The 15995-nt window shown below is 44.5% G+C and carries 17 protein-coding genes; 12 read left to right on the top strand and 5 right to left on the bottom strand.

Annotation, left to right across the window (positions count from 1 at the left end; all coding sequences use genetic code 11):
* Nucleotides 1-37 precede the first annotated feature (37 nt).
* The 4 genes from ACYFDN_RS16190 to ACYFDN_RS16175 all read left to right on the top strand — a co-directional run bounded on the left by ACYFDN_RS16190 (nt 38) and on the right by ACYFDN_RS16175 (nt 2106).
* Complete coding sequence (locus ACYFDN_RS16190) at nt 38-694, top strand: FMN-binding negative transcriptional regulator (protein ID WP_483511932.1); 657 nt, start codon at nt 38-40, stop codon at nt 692-694.
* Nucleotides 687-1322 (top strand): DUF1294 domain-containing protein, encoded by a 636-nt coding sequence (locus ACYFDN_RS16185; RefSeq protein WP_483511931.1) that lies wholly within the window; start codon nt 687-689, stop codon nt 1320-1322. Before ACYFDN_RS16190 ends, ACYFDN_RS16185 begins: the two co-directional genes overlap by 8 nt.
* Complete coding sequence (locus ACYFDN_RS16180; RefSeq protein ID WP_483511930.1) at nt 1319-1789, top strand: GNAT family N-acetyltransferase; 471 nt, start codon at nt 1319-1321, stop codon at nt 1787-1789. Before ACYFDN_RS16185 ends, ACYFDN_RS16180 begins: the two co-directional genes overlap by 4 nt.
* Nucleotides 1790-1899: 110 nt before the next feature.
* Nucleotides 1900-2106: a hypothetical protein gene (locus ACYFDN_RS16175; RefSeq protein WP_338623046.1), complete on the top strand. Its 207-nt coding sequence runs from the start codon at nt 1900-1902 to the stop codon at nt 2104-2106.
* Between the two features lie 44 nt (nt 2107-2150).
* Here the strand turns inward: ACYFDN_RS16175 and ohr are convergent, their stop codons facing one another.
* Nucleotides 2151-2573: an organic hydroperoxide reductase Ohr gene (gene ohr / locus ACYFDN_RS16170; RefSeq protein WP_483511929.1), complete on the bottom strand. Its 423-nt coding sequence runs from the start codon at nt 2571-2573 to the stop codon at nt 2151-2153.
* 121 nt (nt 2574-2694) lie between these two features.
* On the opposite strand from ohr, the gene ohrR reads away from it, so the two are divergent.
* The 3 genes from ohrR to ACYFDN_RS16155 all read left to right on the top strand — a co-directional run bounded on the left by ohrR (nt 2695) and on the right by ACYFDN_RS16155 (nt 6097).
* Complete coding sequence (gene ohrR / locus ACYFDN_RS16165; RefSeq protein WP_483511927.1) at nt 2695-3141, top strand: transcriptional regulator OhrR; 447 nt, start codon at nt 2695-2697, stop codon at nt 3139-3141.
* Nucleotides 3142-3273: 132 nt separating this feature from the next.
* Nucleotides 3274-4611 (top strand): MATE family efflux transporter, encoded by a 1338-nt coding sequence (locus ACYFDN_RS16160; RefSeq protein ID WP_152783921.1) that lies wholly within the window; start codon nt 3274-3276, stop codon nt 4609-4611.
* A 214-nt stretch (nt 4612-4825) separates the two neighbouring features.
* Nucleotides 4826-6097: an O-acetylhomoserine aminocarboxypropyltransferase/cysteine synthase family protein gene (locus ACYFDN_RS16155; protein WP_483511925.1), complete on the top strand. Its 1272-nt coding sequence runs from the start codon at nt 4826-4828 to the stop codon at nt 6095-6097.
* A gap of 61 nt (nt 6098-6158) precedes the next feature.
* Here ACYFDN_RS16155 and ACYFDN_RS16150 read toward each other — a convergent pair whose 3' ends face one another.
* Entirely contained in the window at nt 6159-6506 is a 348-nt protein-coding gene (locus tag ACYFDN_RS16150) for a hypothetical protein (RefSeq protein ID WP_338623054.1), read from the bottom strand.
* A gap of 358 nt (nt 6507-6864) precedes the next feature.
* Between ACYFDN_RS16150 and ACYFDN_RS16145 the strand changes: the two genes are divergently transcribed.
* The 5 genes from ACYFDN_RS16145 to ACYFDN_RS16125 all read left to right on the top strand — a co-directional run bounded on the left by ACYFDN_RS16145 (nt 6865) and on the right by ACYFDN_RS16125 (nt 12170).
* Nucleotides 6865-8532, top strand: a complete 1668-nt coding sequence (locus ACYFDN_RS16145; RefSeq protein ID WP_483511924.1) for a glycoside hydrolase family 5 protein — start codon at nt 6865-6867, stop codon at nt 8530-8532.
* A 119-nt stretch (nt 8533-8651) separates the two neighbouring features.
* Nucleotides 8652-9323, top strand: a complete 672-nt coding sequence (locus tag ACYFDN_RS16140) for a substrate-binding periplasmic protein (protein WP_483511922.1) — start codon at nt 8652-8654, stop codon at nt 9321-9323.
* Between the two features lie 207 nt (nt 9324-9530).
* The gene (locus ACYFDN_RS16135) at nt 9531-10094 is read left to right on the top strand and encodes a PepSY domain-containing protein (protein WP_152783910.1); all 564 of its coding nucleotides are present in this window, start codon (nt 9531-9533) and stop codon (nt 10092-10094) included.
* 56 nt (nt 10095-10150) lie between these two features.
* Complete coding sequence (locus tag ACYFDN_RS16130) at nt 10151-10831, top strand: response regulator transcription factor (protein ID WP_483511921.1); 681 nt, start codon at nt 10151-10153, stop codon at nt 10829-10831.
* The gene (locus tag ACYFDN_RS16125) at nt 10770-12170 is read left to right on the top strand and encodes a sensor histidine kinase (RefSeq protein WP_483511919.1); all 1401 of its coding nucleotides are present in this window, start codon (nt 10770-10772) and stop codon (nt 12168-12170) included. The genes ACYFDN_RS16130 and ACYFDN_RS16125 overlap by 62 nt, the downstream gene beginning before the upstream one ends.
* 484 nt (nt 12171-12654) lie before the next feature.
* Here ACYFDN_RS16125 and ACYFDN_RS16120 read toward each other — a convergent pair whose 3' ends face one another.
* From ACYFDN_RS16120 to ACYFDN_RS16110, 3 genes are read right to left on the bottom strand one after another with little or no spacing between them, the layout of a single operon-like run.
* Entirely contained in the window at nt 12655-13824 is a 1170-nt protein-coding gene (locus ACYFDN_RS16120; RefSeq protein ID WP_483511918.1) for an ABC transporter permease, read from the bottom strand.
* Nucleotides 13821-15002: an ABC transporter permease gene (locus ACYFDN_RS16115; protein WP_483511917.1), complete on the bottom strand. Its 1182-nt coding sequence runs from the start codon at nt 15000-15002 to the stop codon at nt 13821-13823. Before ACYFDN_RS16115 ends, ACYFDN_RS16120 begins: the two co-directional genes overlap by 4 nt.
* A gap of 1 nt (nt 15003) precedes the next feature.
* A complete protein-coding gene (locus ACYFDN_RS16110) occupies nt 15004-15990 on the bottom strand; it encodes an HlyD family secretion protein (protein WP_472589697.1) in 987 nt (328 codons plus the stop codon).
* Nucleotides 15991-15995 lie beyond the last annotated feature (5 nt).

Below are 15995 nucleotides of genomic sequence, written 5' to 3'. Positions count from 1 at the left end.
TGAGAGTATTTAGCAGAACAACAGGGAGCAACACTACGTGCACATACCAACGCATTTTAAGCAACACGATTGGCATCAAGTATCTACGCTGATTAGCGAATATCCTCTAGCCTGTATTAGTACCGGAAGTGAAGCGGGTTTAGTGGCCGATCACGTACCTCTACTACTGGCTAAAAATGCTGATGATAACTGGTGTTTGCAGGGGCATATTGCTCGTATTAATCCTTTAGCAAAGCGTTTACTTAAGCCCCTAGCTGCTTTGGTGGTGTTTCAAGGGGAAGATGCTTATGTTTCTCCTAATTATTACCCCTCAAAACTAAGTAATCCTAAAGTGGTGCCTACCTGGAATTACCAAGCTGTGCATATTAATGGGACCATGACTAAACAAGATGATCTTGCTTGGAAGCTAAGTTTGTTGCAAAGGCTAACAGAGCAAAACGAGCAAGCCCAAAGTCAGCCTTGGCAAGTGAGTGATGCACCCGATAAATTTATTGAACAGCTAAATAAAGCCATTGTTGGTTTTGAAATAAGCATTGATAGCTGGCAAGCGCAGTTTAAACAGAGCCAAAATCATAGTGTCGAAAATCAGCTTGGCGTTGCAAAAGGACTCGCTAATACCAATCCACTAATGGCAAAACAGATTGAGCGCTTTGCCCAAAACTTGGCGAGTAAAAGCCGAGGTGAAAATGGCTAAAGCAAAATTGGCCTCGTGGAATCGGGCTAAGGGTTTTGGCTTTCTCAGCTTGAATGGCGAGTCTAAGCAGTTGTTTGTGCACATAAGCAGCTTTGTGGACAAAAAGCTCGACCCAGAAAAGTTAGTTGGCCATTGGTTTAATTACACCTTAGCGAAGGATAAACAAGGTCGTCCCTGCGCTAAGCAGCTGCGTTTAGTGGGTAGTAAGCCAGCATTTTCTAATAAGCCAAATGGCTTAGCCAAGCGAGCAGGCATGGCTGCTTTGGCTTTTTTTGTTTTATTGCTTAGTTTGGTGTTATTGCAAAAACTGCCACTGGCTTTGTTAGTGTTCTATGTTGTTATGAGTGTGGTTACTTTTGCTTTATACGCCCTAGATAAATCGGCAGCGCAAGCGGGTCGCTGGCGGGTTCAAGAGATCAAGCTGCATGTGTTTGCGCTTATTGGTGGCTGGCCAGGTGCGATGCTCGCCCAACAAACGTTACGGCACAAAACTCAAAAGCAGTCTTTTCGCTTGGGTTATTATTGTACGGTGCTACTCAATATAGCGGCTTTAGCTTATTTGCTTAGTCCCAATGGCGAGCCGATGTTGCTAGATATTAATCAAACTTTGTCGAGTTTATTGCCATGATGGTCACTATCACGGCTTACACCGCTGAATACTGTCAAGCAGTGGCAGATTTGTTCACCCAAGCTGTGCACGCCATTGACGATGAGCTTTACTCTAAGGAACAAAAAGCTGCGTGGGCGCCGCTAGATATAGACTACTCTCGCTGGCAACAGCGCTTGAAAAGCAAACACTGCTTTTTAGCCTTGGCTGATAAGCAGTTGCTAGGATTTATTGAATTAGCAGCAGACTATATTGATTGCTTTTATGTTGCGCCAGAGCAGCAAGGAAAAGCAGTGGGCCAAGCGCTTTATCAACATGTTGAAAGCATTGCTCGAGAACAAAAGCTTGCTGGGCTGCGGGTAGATGCCTCATTGGTGGCCAAAGACTTTTTTGTCAAACAAGGCTTTGCTGTTGTGTCGCATAATCAGCTGGTTCGGCTGGGGATAAGGCTGCAAAATATTAGTATGTATAAGGGGTTCTATTCTTAAGCAACCAGCTAAGCATTGAGGAATAGACTTGCTGACAATTCTCATAAAGAGTTTGTTGAGAAAGTTGCCTAATATAGTTGCTTAAGCGCAGTGTGAGGGAGAATTTAGCAATGCGAAGTACCCTAATCATTCTTAGTTTACTGATAACCAGTGCTTGCAGCCAGCAGCAGGCCTATCATGCCATGCAGGGCAACCAGCAACGACAGTGTGACAAGCAAACTAATCATCAAGATTATTTAAGCTGTATGGATGAAGCCGACGTGAGTTATGAAGAATATCAGCGGCAGCGACAGGCTTTGTTAGATAAAGACAAATAGTGAAAAAACCAAGCCTAGGCTTGGTTTTTTTATTGAGCAGCGGCTTATAAGGCAGCGTCATTTACTGACAGTTTTACATCAATATTGCCGCGAGTCGCGTTTGAATACGGGCAAACTTGGTGGGCTACTTTTACCAACTCTTCTGCTGCAGCCTGTTCTAATTCAAGCTCTACCGCAAGTGAAACGGTTAGCGCAAAGCCGCCGTTGTCGTTAGGGCCAATGCCTACAGTAGCGGTTGTAGGAGCAGATTTAATCGCCACTTTACCTTCTCGAGCCACATGTAAAATGGCGTTAGAAAAACACGCTGCATAACCTGCGGCGAAAAGCTGTTCTGGATTAGTGGCTTCGCCGCTTCCGCCCATCTCTTTTGGATAGCTTAAAGCTAAATCTAGTTTTTTATCGTCGGTACTTACTTGTCCATTGCGACCAGCTAGTGCAGTTGCTGAAGTTGTGTATAGCGTTGTCATCATCGTTACCTTTTATTTTAAGTTGTGTGCAATTTAATTGTTTACAACTTTAGTTGAGGCAAAAACGAAATGCAAGTATATTGTGCACAATTTATTTTTAGTGAAACATTAGAGCGCAGTGATGAGTAAACAGCAAAACCATGTAGCTAGCCTGAGTTTAGATAAGCAATTGTGCTTCTCCCTGTACAGTGCTTCGAACGCAATGGGACGGGCTTATCGTCCACTGTTGGATAAGCTGGATCTTACTTATTTGCAGTACATTGTAATGATGGTGTTGTGGGAGCACGACAGCGTAAGTGTGAAGAGCTTGGGTGAGCGCGTTCACTTGGATTCAGGCACCTTAACCCCGCTACTAAAGCGCTTAGAGGCTAAAGGTTTAGTGCTTAGAGCCAGGTCGGAGCAAGACGAGCGAGTAAGAGTTATTAGCCTTACACCGCAAGGTGTAGCACTGCGTGAGCCAGCCGAAGCAATCCCTCAAGCCATGTTATGCCAAGCTGATTTACCCCTGGAAGAGTTGCAAGCACTTAAAGCCAGTTGTGATCGCTTGTTAGCGAAGTTAATGAAATAGCATGCACAGCTTTTAAGGTTTATTGAGGCTTCACTGCAAATTTAAGAAAAATAACAATTAAAGTGAAAATCGTAAGCTTATAAGTGCTTTAGCTGGTTACAATGTAGTGTTGCCCAACACCGGAGCCGAAGTATGCCGCAAGCCGCAGTAAATAAACTCAAATTGTTTAGTTTGGCGTGGCCTATTTTAATTGAGCAGCTTACCGGCGGCATTGTTGTAATGGCCGATATTTACTTTCTTAGCCTGTTGGGAGAAGAGGCCGCCGCGACAGCGGGTTTATTGATGCCTTACCTATGGATTGGCTTTTTTGTACTGCCCATGCTCTCTACTGGCGGCACGGCTGCGGCCTCTCAATATTACGGGGCGAATAAGCTTGATAAAGTCGTGCCGGTATTTATGACTAATGTGGTGTTGCTGGGCCTGGCTGGTCTGGCATTTAGTCTGTTTACCTACCTTAATTTCGACAATATAGCACTTTGGCTTAACTTCCCTGTGCAGATGCAAACTTACGCGGAAGAGTACTTAGCCATTATGGCCTTCACCTTTGGCTTCTTTGGGTTGCGTTGTGCCTATGGCTCAATTCTAGCGGCTAAAGCAATGACCAACTGGAACATGTTGGCCTCGCTGCTCACCAATGTGATGAATATATTTCTAAATGCGACGTTCTTCTTTGGTTGGTTTGGGCTTGAGCCCATGGGCTTAAAAGGTATCGCTTTGGGTACCGTGTTGTCTTATGCCTTTGCTTGTGTGGTTGTGATGCTGATTGTGCACATAAAAGCGCAAGTAAGCTTTGAGTTTACGTGGGCGATATTGCCGCGCATGCGAGCGGTGATAAAACCATTGATGAAAATTGCTATTCCCTCAGCAGCCGAGCCTGCTAACTACACTTTGCAACAAATCGTAGTGGCGGGAATATTGGCGAGTTTAGGTGTGCTTGCCGTATCTTCTTATACTTTTGTTCTGCGCTTTTTGTTTATTTCTATGGCGGTGAGTTGGTCTTTGGCAGCCGCTGGGCAAATCATCATGGCTCACCACATGGGAGCGAGAAAACTAGATGAAGTAGACGCCACATACAATCGCTGTATTAAGCTGGCCATGCTGTTTGCTTTTGCCAACATGAGCTTGTTTGCGTGGTGTTACCAGCCTTTGATTAGCTTGTTTAGTGACGACCCACAAGTTGCATTTTATGCCAAATGGTTGCTGATTATTTGTATCGTGATGGAGCCGTTTCGGGCGATCAATATCGTTGCTGGAATGGGCTTAAAAGCGGTGGGCGATGGCAGGTTTGCCGCCACCGTTGGGGTTGCTTTTATTTGGGGCGTGGTGCCCATTATTTACCTTTGTTCTATCTCCTGGCAGCTTGGCATTATTGGTGCTTGGGCCTGTTTTGCTTTAGATGAAGTTATCCGTGGCCTGATTAATCACTGGCGCTGGAAAACCTACCGTTGGCACAACATGGGAATAACCTAAGTCGCTGACAAAAATTAGCTCGAAAGATAAACAGCCCCTAGTGATGGATCACAAAGCGCGATACTTCTATTATCTTTTGTAGCGTAGTTTAGGCTACAACTAACACTTTACGTTGATCCTCGGTTTATTGCTGGTGGCCAGCAATAAATGGAATTGCCGCAATACTTGAAGCGGCAGACAGGGTTGTTTTATTCCTTTAGCAGCGAGAACAGTAATGAAATTAGAGTCTTTAGCACTTCATCATGGTTATCAATCGGAAGCTACCACTAAAGCGGCCGCGGTGCCTATCTATCAAACGACGTCTTACACTTTTGATGATACTCAGCATGGTGCCGATCTGTTTGATTTAAAGGTTCCGGGTAATATCTATACCCGTATTATGAACCCAACGACCGACGTGCTAGAGCAGCGGGTTGCAGCTATGGAAGGAGGCATTGCTGGCCTTGCTTTGGCCTCTGGCATGGCAGCAATTACCTACGCGATTCAGTGTATCTGTGAAGTGGGCACTAATATCGTAAGCACTAGCCAGCTGTATGGTGGCACCTATAATTTGTTTGCCCACAGCTTTCCTAAACAAGGCATTGATGTGCGCATGGTATCGGCAGACGATTACGCTGGGTTTGAAGCGGCTATTGATGAAAAAACTCGCGCTATTTTCTGTGAGTCTATTGGTAACCCTGCAGGCAACGTAGTGGACTTGGTTAAGTTAGCCGAAATTGCCCATAAACACGGTCTACCTTTAATGGTCGACAATACCGTTGCTACGCCGTTTTTATGTCGGCCGATTGAACTGGGTGCCGACATCGTTATTCACTCATTAACTAAATACATTGGCGGGCATGGCACCTCTATTGGCGGCATTATTGTTGATTCCGGCAAGTTTGACTGGGTGGCGAATAAAGAGCGCTTTAAAATCTTAAATGAGCCAGATCCGTCTTATCATGGCGTGGTGTATACCGAAGCGCTAGGCCCTGCGGCCTATATTGGCCGCTGTCGCGTTGTACCACTACGTAACACTGGCGCGGCTATTTCACCGATGAATGCTTTCCAAATTTTACAAGGTTTGGAAACGCTGGGTTTACGAATGGAGCGCCACTGTGAAAATGCTGAAAACTTAGCGGCTTACCTTAAGCAACACCCTAAAGTGGAGTGGGTAAACTACGCTGCTTTGCCTACCAGCCCTTATAATGAGCTGTGCGAAAAGATTGTTGGTGGTAAAGCCTCTGGTATTTTGAGCTTTGGCATTAAAGGTGGAAAAGAAGCTGGTGGCCGCTTTATTGATGCCCTAGAAATGATTTTACGTTTGGTGAATATTGGCGACGCTAAATCGCTTGCTTGTCACCCAGCATCCACCACTCACCGTCAGTTAAATGATGAAGAGCTAGCAAAAGCAGGTGTAAGTGCCGATTTAATCCGTATCTCAGTAGGCATTGAAAACATCGGTGACATCATCAATGACGTTAGCCAAGCGCTTGATAAAGCCTAGTTCCTTGTAGATAGATAAAAGCCGACTTAATTGTCGGCTTTTTTATAGTGACCTGGTGTAGTTACTTGTCGATGCGGAAGTCATACACCTTACAGTTACTCCAAGATTCCACGCGTGCAGATACCTGTTTGTTATTCATGTAAGAAGCTAGGAATAGAGTTATAAGATTTTGGTCAGTTTTATCGATGTAGCAAAAGCCGCCATTAGCGTGCCCAGAAATATCTGGACCACACATTTCACAGCTGTTAACAATCTCGCCATTACTATTGGTGTGCTGAACTTTAAAGTTCAGGTACTCATTTCGATAATGGATGTTACTAATTTCACCTTCTTGAATTGCTTCAGATGCTTCAGCGAAAGGAACAATTGTAGCGCTGAGTAAAACGGCTTTTAAAAGTAGAGCTTTCATTTATTTTCTCTTTTTGTTTTGTGTTTCAAAGTCTTAGTTATTATTCATATAAATGAAAGTTTGATGCAACATTGACTAAAGGTTGATGGTTTCTTGCGTGAAGCTGTTATGAGACTTTTCTTTCATTATCTTCTAACTATTTGTTTTTATTTGCTTATCTTTAACTGATTAATAGCGCTTTGTACTTTTCTTGTTGTGGAGTGATGGATTATCAGTTTTGTGTTGTTGATTGAGTGGCGAAATATCGCTGTCTCTAATGGTTTTTCATCAATTTCAATTAGTTGAACTGGGCATAAGTTTATATTTTGAGGCTATTTATAATGAGTGAGTAGCTAAATAGCTTATTAAGGATAAGGTGATGAGGGTTGTTTTTTCAGTGTTTGTTGCGACGATATTAATGACTCTGCAAGCTTGTAGTTCTGTCGCAGAAACACCAAAGCCAAATTTAGATTTGGTCACAGTGTTTGGTCAGTCCGCTGATTATGATGACGCGCACCGTCTCCGAGTTGATGGCCGTTTTATTGTAAATGGTAAAGGTGAAAAAGTACGTTTAAAAGGCGTAGCCTTTGGCAACGAGGTATGGGCTAATACTCGTATTCCAAGCCAACATCACAACGAGCAAGACTATATTCGCCTTAAAGAAATGGGCTTTAATAGCATTCGTTTCTACTTAAATTATCAAACCTTTGAAAGTGACAGCGCGCCCTATAAATACCACCAGTCGGGTTGGGATTGGTTAGATAAAAATGTGCAATGGGCAGAAAAGCATGGCATTTATCTTGTGCTCAATATTCATGTTCCTCAAGGCGGTTTTCAATCTAATGGTGCGGGCGATGCCTTGTGGGATAAGCGTGAAAATCAGCTGCGATTAATTAGCCTATGGCAAGCCATTGCCAAGCGTTATCAAGGCCACCCCAATGTAGCAGCCTTAGATTTACTTAACGAACCCGTCACTACTCGAAGTAAACAGCAGTGGGAAGATCTTGCTAACGAGTTAGTAACAGCGATTCGACAAGTTAACCAGCAACAAATGATTTTTGTAGAGCGTTTGTTGGCTGTGAAAAACCAATGGCAAATCGATGAGCAGCAAAACTTCTTTAAGTTAGCCGACCCCAACGTTGTCTACCAATATCACTTTTATGAACCAATGGCATTTAGCCACCAGCAAGCCTCATGGTTACGCCAATACCAAGTTCCGGCCTCTTACCCCGACCCCGATAGGTTAAAATTGATTGGCTCTCCCAGTTGGTATGGCGCCCAGTTTGATAACCCAATAATCAGCGCTGACAGCGACTGGCAATTTGTAGAAGGAAAGAAACTACAGCTCCAAGACCCAAAAGTTGATTTGATTTATCCAGCCCTCGTATCGGCAAATAATGCTGGTGATAGCTTGTTCAAGCAGGTGGTGATTAATGAATATGCACCAGATGGTAAGGAGCTTCTGCGTGAAGTGAAAATTGACCTAAGCCAACACGCAGATTGGTACTTGTGGTCGGCTAATCGGCGTGGTCGTTCGCAGCACCTTCGCCAGGGTGGTGAAGATATATTGCAGATTAGCGAGACAACTAGCGATGCCAATAATGGCAGCTCGCAACAATTTGTTGTGCCTAAAGTTGGTCATTTTTATCAAATCTCTGGTTGGGTGAAAACCCGTGGAAGCGGTGCTGCTAGCCGTGTGCAGTTGCGTTTAGATTTTCAAAATGGGCTTAAAGATATTGTTGCTTGGGACAAACAACTCATTGAGAAAATGATTGAGCCCATGGAGCGTTGGGGCGAGCAGCACCAAGTACCGCTTTATCTTGGTGAATTTGGTTGTATTCGCGGTTGCTTTGAACTGCAACGCGGTGGTTTGCAATGGGTGAGTGACGTGTTAGACGTTGTTGATCAGTACCAAACCCATTTTAATTTTCATAGTTACCATGAAGATGCCTTCGCTCTATATTACGGCTATGGCAGCTTGCCAACCGAGAGCAATGCCAATCAACCGTTAATTAAACTGTTTAAGCAGCGGTTGAATGAGCCTTAATTAAGCTAGGTCAATAAATAAACAAATTTGTCAGTGTTGTGACTTGATTTGAGAAGTAATCAACTACACTAAAAAGTAGATTATCAGTTATTACTTTCTTTTGAGATTAAGGAAATAGCATGCGAACTGTTTGTTTGATCATGCTAACACTCTGTTGTGGTTATTTGAGTGCTGAGCCTAGTTTACGTATCTCTACGATTGAAACTATCGCTGCTTTTCCAGAGGTGCGCGATACGGTAAGCGCTGCCTATGCAGAACTCGGTTATCAGGTGGATATCGTGCCTATGCCAGCCAAACGCTCCTTACATCACGCCAGAGACAATCATGACATTGATGCCGAATTGGCCAGAACCCGCTATGCCAGCAGTTACTTACCTAATCATATTTTGATCCCGGTGCCAGTAGGCCATATCACCATTGCTGCCTTTGTAAAAAAAGATAAGGCGCTAGTGAGCGGTTGGCAAAGCTTGCAGCAATACAGAGTTGCAGGGGTGCGAGGGCATTTGTTTCTAGAAGAAAAGATGCGTAAGCACAACAGTACTCAGTTTTTTAATACCGCCCATCAAGCGCTCACTATGTTAGGCCGAGAGCGCGTTGATGTAGTGGTATTGCCTCTGTCACTTGGCGAATACGTCATTAAAAAGTATTGGCATAAACAAATCACTGTGGTGAGTCCTGCGCTCGACCAAGTACCGCTTTATCATTTCCTGCACAACAAACATCAAGACAAAGCGGCACATTTAGCCGAGGTCTTACGAAAATTTACTACCGAGCCTTTGGCGCAGTACTAAAAATTCCAGTAGAACAAGCACCGAACTATTTGATTAATCGTTTATTTTGTTCTTATAAACGCTATCATTTGGGCAATGGCTAGGTACTTATTGCGCAGCTAGTCTCTGTTTTTATTAAGATGAACAAAATGTAATGTTGTGGCCACCTTGCGGTAAGGGCGGTTTTAGTAATCTGCTCATGTCGATTACACAACGAGGATTAGCCAAATGAAACTTCCAATTAAATTATCGAAAAAAATCTGTGTTGCTGCTGCGGTTGCATTAACGTCTACAGCGGTGATGGCCGATGATGATGCGCTTTCTGCTTTAGCAATCAAAAAAGCGGGTTTTAGCTTAGAGCAAGCAATTGAAAAAGTGCACAACACTTATCCAGGACAAATTACCGAGCTAGAGTTAGATGATTACCGCGGCCAAGCTGTTTATGAGGTAGATGTAGTAAACCTTGCTCAAGAGCAAAAGCATAAACTCAAGCTAAGCTTGGCCGATGGCGAAATGCTTAAAAACGAAAGCAGCAAGCTAAGCATATTGGGTGTAAGCAAATTAGATGAAGACGAGCGTATAGCGCTTGAGCAGCTAGCAGAATCTGAGCTGTCCCTGCAACAAACTGTGGCCATGCTGAACAGCAAATACCAAGCGCAGGTTATTGAGTTTGAATTAGAGAATGAAAAAGGCATTACCTTTTACAAATTCAAACTACTGGGTGAGCAAGGCAAGCAGCGAGTGATTGTTGATGTGGCAAGTGGTGAAACCATTCCGGTTTTAAAACATTAAGCGCAAAAGTAGAGGCAGCCAATGTGTTGCCTCTTGGCATTTTTAAGGTAAGCAATGTGCGAATACTAATCGTAGAAGATGATCTCACTACTCAGCAGTTTTTGCAGCGTGCGCTTAGTGAGCAGGGCTATCAAGTAGATGCAGCCAGTGATGGGCAAGAGGGTTTATTTCTGGCCTTAGAGCAGAACTATCAGCTAATTGTTTTAGATCGCATGCTGCCTAAACTTGATGGTTTAACGGTGTTGTCTACTTTGCGTAATGCTAATAAGCACTTACCCGTGCTAATACTTAGTGCCTTAGACAGCGTAGATGAACGAGTCAAAGGCTTGCGAGAGGGTGGTGATGATTACTTAGTTAAGCCTTTTGCCTTAGCTGAGTTACTGGTGCGCATCGAGATTTTGCTGCAGCGTCAACGTGGTCAAACGGAGCCGAGTTTAAATAAGCTACAGGTTGCTGACTTGAGCATGGATCTATTAGCAAGGCGGGTATGGCGAGGTCAGCAAGAGATCCAGTTACAGCCAAAAGAGTTTAAGTTATTGCGCTATTTAATGGAGCACGCTGGCCAGGTTGTTACCCGCACTTTATTGTTTGAAGCGGTGTGGAGTTACGATTTTGATCCACAAACCAATGTTATTGATGTGCATGTGGCACGTTTAAGAAAAAAGGTAGAGTTGGATGGCCATAGCCCCTTACTTGAAACCGTGCGTGGCGTGGGTTACCGCATGGTGGAAAAGTAAACGTCAAACTGGCTATATGTGGCGGTTAACCCGCACTAGCTCAGTTTGGCGATTAACTCGAATGTATACCGCACTGCTGATGCTAGTAGTGGGGATTTTGTTGTGGGTACTGTATCAGCTAAGCATTGGCCAGCTAAGTCGGAGTCAAGACCAGCAGCTTGGCCAGTTGATTCAACAACAAAGCTTGTTAGCTAAAGAGTTAAACTCGCAAGACTTTATCAGCCAGTTTTTATTACAGGCTGAGCAATCTCGCCAATTTGTATTGGCCTTTGACAATGGCCAAACAACCTATGGGCGCTTAGATGCTATTCCCAAACGCTTGGCTCAGTGCCCGGCATTAAAGCGTTTCCCCGTCTACAACTACAACAAAATTCGTCTTTATTCTGGCTGCGTGCAAACTCTGGAAGGTGGGCGGCTGATGGTAGCCAGCGACGACGAAGCGCTGTTTGATTTACGTGAACACTTTATTCAGGCAAGTATTGTTGCACTAAGTTTGGCCTTGGTTCTAGGCATTGTGACGGGGTGGTTTTTCTCGGCGCAAGTATTGCGACGGGTAAACAGTATTAATCGTATTGTTCAACAAGTGGAAGCGGGTGAGTTAAGTGCTCGAGTTGCGTTGAGTCCGCGTAACGATGAGTTTGATCATATGGCCACACACATCAATAAAATGTTGGCGCAGGTCGAGCATTCCTTTGATGCCATTGCCGGGGTAACCGATGCCATTGCGCATGATTTACGTACCCCTTTGGGCCGTTTGCGTTTGCGGCTAGAGCAAGCGTTACTCGATAGCGAACAGCAAGCAATAAGTCCTGAACAATTAGGAAGTATGCTGCACGAGCTGGATGGCATATTGGCGACGTTTAGCTCGATGCTGGAGCTTACCCGTTTAGAACACCAGCAACAATCTAGCTTTAGTGAAGTAGAGTTGGAGCAGATTGCTGAAGATGCCGTGGAGCTGATTCATCCCTTATGTGCAGAGCGCCAGCAAACTGTTTCGTTACATGTGGAGCAAGCGTGTTATTTAAAAGGCGATGCCACTCTGTTGTTCCGAGCGGTTTATAACTTACTAGAAAACGCCAGCAAATATGCCGGTGAGAAAGCGCAAATTCAATTAAGCGTTAAGGCTAATGGCTTTGCAGTGAGCGACAATGGCCCTGGTATTCCAGAGGCTGAATTAGACAAAGTATTTCAGCGTTTATATCGCTTAGAAAGTAGCCGCAATAGCCCTGGTTACGGTCTGGGTTTGCCACTAGTGAGAGCGATTGTTCGTTTGCATGGAGGCGAGATTAAACTGCAGAACCAACAGCCAGGCTTACACGTTGTTGTGAAGCTAACTTAAGCAGCTAAAAATAAAAAAAAGCCAGCTTTGCAAGCAAAGCTGGCTTTTAGGTCTTATCAATTCTTTCCAGATACTACAGAGAAGGCCTATGTTACCGAGAGCAACTTATGAGTGTACTTTTACCTTTTTAAGCTTGTTAGCTTTTCGAGCAAAGTAGTTTACGTAATAAGTAAAATAAAACTGTTCCATAGTATTCCCACCATCCAATGTTAATCACTGATGTGTCAGGCAAACGGCCTAATCACACGCACAACCGGCCTAAACCAAGGTTGCAAGGTGCGAGCAAATTGCTCTACATCTAAAACTTAACACTGCACAAATTTGTTTACAGATTGAACAACTAGAACTGTGACAAATATTGATAAGTTGTTGTAATTGTGTAGTTAAGATGTGAGCGCTTCGAGTTTATGAAAATTACTTTTCCTTTTGCTAATTAAGCTAATGATTTAACGAATGTTTAGTTTTTAGGATAAATGTCAGTTTATCAAAGTAGCTTTTCGACCTTGTTGAGAGAAGGAGTCGCTTTCGCTTTTTGCATATGGAGTAAGGCTAGCGCTAAGCTACTAAAGGTAATCGCCAGTATCCATAGATTAGCAAAATGGCCTTGAATCTCGCTAAAGCTGGCGCCCATTTGGTTGAGTTTTAACATCGCTAACACCATTGGTTTAGCAGGTATCAGATCGGCAATAATGTTAATTGCAGGTGGAATAGAGCTAAGCGGCCAGATAAAGCCACATACAAATACTGTTGGTAGCGAGGTCATTAAACCAACTATGGTGGCGTAGTCTCGTTTAGGTAGCATCACCGCAATACATTGGGCTAAGCCTGCAGTGGCGATTAAAAAAGGCAATAGCAGCTGGCAGATATGGGCAATGTTCGCCCAGTGATGTACCCCGTAAAAATTTAATACCACACCAAAATAAAAACTGCTCATCAAACTATAGATCACGCTAAATAGTAAGCTGCGAACCAGCACTAATTGCCAGGGGCTGGCTCGCCTTAATAATGTTGATTGTGAGGTAGGGGCTGGCGCAGCATGTAGCCCAACTGCGATTAGTAGCGTTTGGTGCAAAATCACAATAAACACTGCAGGAATGACATAATCCAGATAGCCTTGGTGGGCATTAAAGGCTGCATTGGCATTTAGCTGAATGGGTGAATGTAAGGTGCTGGCAAGTGCTAGCGGGATGCCATCGGCTACCATCTTGGCTACTTTGACTTGTGCCGCTAAGGTGCCAGAGGTACTGGCTAAGCCTTGCACTATGGTTCCATAAACCAAAAAGTAAGACGCATCCCCAGCATAAGATAAAGTGGGTGAGCGGCCCATTAATACATCTCTATAGAAATGCTCGGGAATCACCAATAATCCACCTACTTCACGCTCCACCAACTGTTGTTGAGCTTCTTCAATGCTAGCAACTTGGCTGGTCACTTTTAGCAAAGGGCTGGCGTCTACCATACGAATTAACTGGCGACTTAGTTGGCTGCCATCAGCATTAATTACCGCAATCGGTTGTTGTAATGGCGTTTGGTTTAAGTAGGGTTGAGGATACAAAAAAGCGTACAGCAGTAAACCGCCAAATACCGTGAGTATAAGTGCCCGATTACTAAGAATTCTGCGCAGTTCTATACGCAATAACAAGCCTGTGTTCATGTGTTTAGCTCCACGTTGTGTGGATTACTAAAGCGTATTTTTACCAGCCACGCAGCGCTGATAAAGGCGATGCCGAATAGTAATAAAGCCGATAAGTTAGGCAATGCTTGTAAAGCGCTAGCGCCGTAGTTGGCTTGAGCTATTTGCACTTCAATATAATGGGTTATCGGAATAAGTTGTCGCCAAAATTGAGCGAACCAAGGCATGTCGCTCACCGGAAACGTTACCCCCATAAAAGCAAAGCTAGGTGCTGTAAGAGCGCCTGCAAAACTAAGTGCCCGTGCTACATCTTCAAACAGCAGCATTAAAATTAAGGCGATGGCTTGAGAGGCAACCACACACAACAGTAAGGCCAGTAGTAATACACTCCAAGAGCCTCGCATTGGCCAGTCAAAGCCGTGAAACATTAAGGTGCACAGTAATATGCCTTGCAGCCACAACAAAGCGCCAAAAAAGCTAAGTTTTATGGTTAGCTTTTGCCAAGCTTGCTTGGCTAACCAGCTTTTAAAGCTATTGTTTTTTAGCTCTGAGCCCAGTGCCAAAATCATTACCGTCATAATCAAAATTTGCCAAAATGCAGGTAATGCTGCCGATACAATAAATTGGGCATAGTTGCTATTACCGTTATATAAAGCGCTGATTTGATTGCGAATAGGCACAGCACTACCCAATGCTTGTAAAGTTTGGGTATTGCCGTGGCTTAGCGCTTTTGCCACAGCAACTTTGGCACTAAAAGTACCGTGAGCTTGTTGCAAAGCAGAGTTGATTTGTTTGCCTATTACCATGAACTGGCTGTTGTAATAAGCCGCAACGCTAGGTGTTTGTGCCAGCTTGGTATGCTTTTCCATATCGGCTGGAATTATTACTAACGCCGATACTTCCCCGGTGCGTAACATAGAACGGGCTTGTGGTTCACCGTAAACACTGTGTACTTTTAGTGTTGGGCTAGCATCATAGTGATTAATTAGGCTGCGCGATAACTGGCTATGATCGTGGTCAACTACGGCAATCGGTAGCTCACGGGTTAAACCCGATGAAAAGACCCACCAAACGGCTAAAAAAGCGAACAATGGCAGCCAGGTGAGCATGGCCATTAGCCAGCGATTGTCACGCAGCAAAAGCCACTGTAGTTGATACAGTTGTCTCAGACTAAGCGGAGGTTCGCTAGTGGCATTCATCTTAAGGTTGCTCAAGCTTAACAATAGCGCTCATGCCTACACGTAATTGCTCTATCTGCTGCAAGGGGCGGGCTTCTACTTCAAAGGTGCGTAAATCAAAGCCTGTACGGCTATCGGTGGCGCGCCACGTGGCAAAATCACCCATTACTGCCACATGGGCTACTTCAAACTTATAACTTTGATTATCCAGGGCCGGTAGCATGGCGCTAAACTGTTGGCCTTTTTGAAATTGGCTAAGTTGATCTTCACGAACGTGCAATACCAACCAAGCATCTTGCATATCAATAATAGATACCACCGGGAAGCCAGTAGGCGCTAACTCGCCACTTTGCAGCAGCAGTTGGCTTACCTCGCCAGAGTGCCAGCTTGTCACTAAGGTGTCGCTGGTGAAGGCTTCTACCTCTGCTACTACACCTGCTGCTGCGCGGGCTTGCTCTAAGGCTGCGCGCTTAGTTTCGTCACGGGCACCTTCTTTGGCTAATTGATACATCTGTGAGGCGGCATTTTCGGTATAACGCGCTGCTTGCCATTGGGTGTAAGCTTCGTCGCGTTTTTGCTCGGCAACCACGCCATCTTTGTACAGGTTATCAACCCGCTGGTAGGTTTTTTCTGCCAAGTTAGCGGCTGCTAAGGCTTTTTGCCATTGGTCTTTAGCCGCGGCTATTTCTTGTGCTCTAGCGCCGTTTTCAGCTTGCTCAGCCATGGCTGATGCTGCTTGTTGGCCAGCTTTGGCTTGCTCTAATTTAGCATCTAATTCAGGACTAGTGATGGAAAAAATTAGTTGCCCAGGCTCTACTTGGTCGCCTTTTCTCACTAATACTTGGTCGATCCGCCCAGCTACTTTGGATGAAATATTGTACTGCTGAGCTTCAATCTGGCCTTGCAGCGTATAGGGCTGCGGCTGGTAAGCCTGCCAAAACGAATAAGCAACCCAAGCAATAATCGCCAGCAAGGGCACAATGGGTAACACCGCGGAAAATTTGCGCATAATAG

This window comes from Agarivorans sp. D1326, from assembly GCF_056958115.1.
This window is presented reverse-complemented; position numbering and strand designations above follow the sequence as displayed.